This is a genomic window from Microbacterium sp. (assembly GCF_035277845.1).
Classification (GTDB): Bacteria; Actinomycetota; Actinomycetes; order Actinomycetales; family Microbacteriaceae; genus Microbacterium.
In genome coordinates, this window is the sequence record NZ_DATEJS010000189.1 from 1 (window position 1) to 4,052 (window position 4,052).

Below are 4,052 nucleotides of genomic sequence, written 5' to 3' on the forward strand. Positions count from 1 at the left end.
GGACGCCGCCCGGCCCGCGGGAACCGCCGCTGCGCCCGGGCGTAGGCTGGCGGCGTGGCAGACGACGTGGCATCCCGCATCCTCGCAGAGCTCGCGACGATCCTGCCGCCCGCCGCCGTCCTCACCGAGCCGGACGCCACCGCCCCCTACCGACAGGACCGCGCGTTCGACCCGGATGCCGGCGTCCCGCTCGCGGTCGTCACCCCCACGACGACCGCCCAGGTGCAGCAGATCGTGCGGCTGGCCGCCGCGCACCGGATCCCGGTCGTGCCCCGCGGAGCGGGCACCGGCCTGTCCGGCGGCGCGTCCGCCGTGGACGGCGGCATCGTGCTGTGCACCACGCGCATGCGCGACCTGCGCATCGACCCGGCCACGCGCACCGTGACGGTGCAGCCCGGCCTGCTCAACGCCGAGCTCAAGGCGGCGGTCGCTGCGGAGGGCCTCTGGTATCCACCGGACCCGGCATCCTTCGAGATCTGCTCCATCGGCGGCAACATCGCCACGAACGCGGGGGGCCTGTGCTGCGTGAAGTACGGGGTGACCACCGACTACGTGCTGGGTGTCGAGGTGGTGCTCGCGGACGGACGCGCGCTGCGGCTCGGCGGCCCGCTGATCAAGGATGTCGCGGGCCTGTCGCTCGTGAAGCTGTTCGTCGGGAGCGAGGGCACTCTCGGGGTCATCACCGAGGTCACGCTCCGGCTGCTGCCCGCGCCGTCACCGACGCGGATCGTGGCGGCGTGGTTCCACACGATCGACGATGCGGCCGCCGCGATCGCGGAGATCTCCACGGCGATCCGCCCCAGCATGCTCGAGTACATGGACGCCACCTGCATCCGTGCGGTGAGCGCGCAGACGGGTGCCGACGGAACGCCGCTGCATCCCGACCTGGACACGTCGGCCGCGGCGCTGGTGCTCGGCGGCACCGACGACCTCGATCCGAACGGCCGCGACGTGCGCTTCATGGAGGGCTCGTTCACGCGTCACGGCGCGTACGCCGTGACCGAGACCGACCGCGCGACGGGCGAGGCCCTCGCCGCCGCGCGCCGGGGCGCGATCCCGGCCGTCGAGGCGCAGGGTCGCCTGCTGCTCTCGGACGTCGGCGTGCCGTTGCCGCGCCTGGCCGACCTGCTCGACGGCGTCGCGCGGATCGCCGCGGACCACGACGTGACGATCGCGATGCTCGCCCACGCCGGCGACGGCAACACGCATCCGCTGGTGCTGTCGTCGTGGGATGACGCCGAGCTGGCCGAGCGCGCGGAAACCGCGTACGGCGAGGTCATGTCGCTCGCCGTCTCGCTCGGCGGCACGATCACCGGCGAGCACGGCGTCGGCCGCATGAAGCGGCCGTGGCTGCGCGATCAGATCGGCGACGACGTGCTCGAGGTCTCGCAGCGAATCAAAGACGCCCTGGACCCTGCCGGCATCCTCAATCCCGGCACGATCTTCGCGGCGACGTAGCCGGCCACCCGGGTCAGGGGCGGACGAGCACCTTGATCGCCCGGCGCTCGTCCATGGCCCGGTACGCCTCGGCGATGTCGGAGAGCGGCAGCTCGAGGTCGAAGACCCGGCCGGGCTGCACGGCGCCGGACAGCACGTCGGGCAGCAGCTCGTCGATGTAGTTGCGCACGGGCGCGATGCCGCCGGCGAGCACGGTGTTGTTACTGAACATCGGCCGCAGCGGTAGCTCCGGCCCGCCGTGCGGCACCCCGACGTAGCCGATGGTGCCGCCCGGGCGCACCGAGCGCACCGCCTGCTCCATCGATTCCGCGGTGCCGACGGCCTCGAGCACGGCCTGCGGGCCGATCCCGCGGAACAGCTCCTTGACGACGGCGGCCCCCTCGGCTCCCCGCTCCTCGACGATGTCGGTCGCACCGAACTCGCGCGCGAGCGCCTGGCGCTCCGGATTGCGCGACATGGCCACGATGCGGGATGCCCCGAGCCGATGCGCGGCCAGCACGGCGGACAGCCCGACGGCGCCGTCGCCCACGACGGCGACCTCCGAGCCGGCTCCGACCCGCGCCGCGTGGGCGGCGTGGTGACCGGTGCCGAAGACGTCCGACAGGGTGAGCAGGTGCGGGACGAGTTCGTCGGTCAGCCGGTCGGCGGGCACCACGGCGAGCGAGCCGTCGGCGTGCGGCACGCGGATGAGCTCCGCCTGGCATCCTTCATACCAGCCGAGTTCGAGGCACGAGGAGCTGAAGCCGGAGCGGCAGATCTCGCACGTGAAGTCGCAGTCGTAGAACGAGCCGATGACGAAGTCGCCGACCCGCACGTTCTCGACGTCGGCGCCGGCGTTCTCGACGATGCCGACGAACTCGTGGCCCATGCGGCGAGGAGACGACGTCGGGATGACCCCGCGGTACCCCCACAGGTCGGACCCGCACACGCACGCGGCGACGACGCGCACGATCGCGTCGTGCCCGGTCTGCAGCTGCGGGTCGGGAACCTCTTCGAGCCGCACATCGCCGGCCCGGTACATCACAGTGGCACGCATAGGCCCGAGCCTACGCCCGCCCGGCGGACCGGCCGCGCCGGGCGGCGGCGTCCTGGGCGGGGTGTGCGCGCCCGATCAAGCTCAGCGCACGCGGCGACCGCGCACCAGGTCGATGAGGTGGGGCAGCACGCTGCCGGCACGCAGCCCGTTGTGCTCGTGCTCGCTCGTCACCCACGGCGTGACGCCGGGCAGCAGGCGGGCGGTCTCGAGCGAGAACTCCAGCGGCACGTACAGGTCGTTGACGTAGACGGCGGCGGCGCCCACCACGCCGGATGCCGCGATGGCCTCTGCGTCGTACAGCGCCGGCCAGTCGTGGTCCGCGAGCGCCAGCACGACGTCGCGCCAGGGCTTCAGCCCCGGGACGGTGTCCGCCCACTCCCGCCGCACGTGCTCCCCGGTGAGCAGGGTCACGTCCTCGCGGAAATCGTCCGGCTCCACGCGGTCGGCCGACCAGCGGGTGGCGAAGCCGTCCGCGTAGCTCGACTCGTGGAAGACGTAGTAGAGCGGGTTGCGTGCGTCGTAGGGCATGGCGGATGCCAGGTCCCAGCGGAACGCGTTGGTGCCCGGGTCCTGCTCCAGCAGCTGCCATAGGTTCTGCCAGCCGTCGTTCGAGCCCAGGAAGAACCCGAGCGAGCGCAGCCGCGACACCGACACGACTTCGCCGTCGGGCAGCACCAGGTCGCCGGCGGCCGCGAGGTCGGCGAGCCGGCGGAAGGAGGTGCGGTGCGTCGGGAAGCGGCGGTAGTAGCGCTCCGAGGCATCCCGCATCTTGTCGTAGGTGAGGGCGTAGACGTCGTCGGGATGCCGGCCCACCGCGCTGAGACCGCCGGTGAAGTAGACCTCGGTGAGGGATGCCGCATCCGTCGACAGGTACGCGAGCGCGGTGAACCCGCCGAAGGACTGGCCGAGCACGCTCCAGGCCGGCGCTCCCAGGTGCTCCCGCATCGCTTCGCAGTCGCGCACGATGGAGTCCGCACGCAGGTGGGTGATGTACTCGACGAGCTCGCCGGTTCCGCGCTCGAGGTCCCGGTCGCCGACCGGGGTCGACCGTCCCGTTCCCCGCTGGTCGAGCATGACGACGCGGTACTCCTTGAGCGCGTCGTCCAGCCAGCTCGGCGACGTCGGCGCGTGCAACGGTCGGGGCGCCTCATGGCCCGGACCGCCCTGCAGGAACACCAGGTACGGGAGGTGCTCGCCGCCCTCCCGGCTGACGACCGCGGCGAAGAGCTCGATCGTGCGGTTGTCGGCCGCGTTCGTCCAGTCCAGCGGCACCGTGATCGTGTGCTCTTCGACGAGGAGATCCTGCAGATGGCGGATGACGACGGTCATGCTTCGAGCCTAGAACGAGGCTCGGGACGGGCGAAGACGCGCCCGGAAACGCCAGAAGGCCACCCAGCATTGGGTGGCCTTCTTGGTGAAGAAGTCCGGCGGTGTCCTACTCTCCCACAGGGTCCCCCCTGCAGTACCATCGGCGCTGAGAGGCTTAGCTTCCGGGTTCGGAATGTGACCGGGCGTTTCCCTCTCGCTATGGCCGCCGAAACACTATTGATGTTTCAGG

The 4,052-nt window shown here is 71.9% G+C and carries 3 protein-coding genes and 1 rRNA gene; 1 reads left to right on the forward strand and 3 read right to left on the reverse strand.

The genetic code is table 11. The features are described 5' to 3' along the window. The first annotated feature begins 54 nt into the window (after positions 1-54). The gene (locus tag VJR25_RS08025; RefSeq protein WP_324114353.1) at positions 55-1,458 is read left to right on the forward strand and encodes an FAD-binding oxidoreductase; all 1,404 of its coding nucleotides are present in this window, start codon (positions 55-57) and stop codon (positions 1,456-1,458) included. Between the two features lie 13 nt (positions 1,459-1,471). Here the strand turns inward: VJR25_RS08025 and VJR25_RS08030 are convergent, their stop codons facing one another. The 3 genes from VJR25_RS08030 to rrf all read right to left on the reverse strand — a co-directional run bounded on the left by VJR25_RS08030 (position 1,472) and on the right by rrf (position 4,033). After that, positions 1,472-2,494, reverse strand: coding sequence for a zinc-dependent alcohol dehydrogenase family protein (locus VJR25_RS08030; protein WP_324114355.1), 1,023 nt, complete (start codon positions 2,492-2,494; stop codon positions 1,472-1,474). 81 nt (positions 2,495-2,575) lie between these two features. Further along, on the reverse strand, positions 2,576-3,823 hold the full coding sequence (locus VJR25_RS08035) for an alpha/beta fold hydrolase (RefSeq protein ID WP_324114357.1): 1,248 nt from the start codon (positions 3,821-3,823) through the stop codon (positions 2,576-2,578). 93 nt (positions 3,824-3,916) lie between these two features. After that, positions 3,917-4,033, reverse strand: a 5S ribosomal RNA gene (gene rrf, locus VJR25_RS08040). Positions 4,034-4,052: the final 19 nt, after the last annotated feature.

Coding starts and splice junctions, on each gene's coding strand:
- VJR25_RS08030 (WP_324114355.1), bottom strand. CDS start 2,494: ATGCGTGCCACTGTGATGTACCGGGCCGGCGATGTGCGGCTCGAAGAG.
- VJR25_RS08035 (WP_324114357.1), bottom strand. CDS start 3,823: ATGACCGTCGTCATCCGCCATCTGCAGGATCTCCTCGTCGAAGAGCAC.